At 66.5% G+C, this 496-nt stretch carries 1 pseudogene; it reads left to right on the forward strand.

Annotation, left to right across the window (positions count from 1 at the left end):
- Positions 1-250: 250 nt before the first annotated feature.
- A pseudogene (locus tag U9980_RS17615) lies at positions 251-496 on the forward strand (helicase); the annotation flags it as partial.

The following is a 496-nucleotide window of genomic DNA, read 5'->3' on the forward strand; positions in this document are numbered from 1 at the left end:
AAATAGCGTACACAACGACAAACTCGCACGGATCATGATTCGTGTGGATGGTTGCCGGCGGGAAGTTCTCGCCGGCTGATCGCGCGGGCCCATGTGACCAGGCCCGGACCAGTGGGCCAGACGCTCGGGGTGCCCGGCCGCATAAGCTCGACGTTCGCATCGCCGTTCCCAACGCCCGTGCGGATGCCCGCGAACGGAGCGTAATCACGCGGACAGCACAGTCACACCGCACAAGCCGGGAGGACCCCAGGTGCCGACCACGTACCAGCAGGAGCTCACCTGCGAGCAGGACTATGTCGACACGCTGTACGGCCGGCTGGATGACCTGCGCGACCGAACCCGCGAGCAGCTGCGCGCCGTACTGCTGGACCCCGGTACCGGCACACCGCAGTCACTGGTCGAGCGGGACGCCTTCGCCACCGCGTACTCCGATCGGATCGGCCAGCTCGACGCGGCCGAGGGACGGCTGTGTTTCGGTGCAATGGACTTCGGTGCA

The organism is Protofrankia sp. Cr1 (assembly GCF_963555865.1).
In the GTDB taxonomy this organism is placed as follows: domain Bacteria; phylum Actinomycetota; class Actinomycetes; order Frankiales; family Frankiaceae; genus Protofrankia.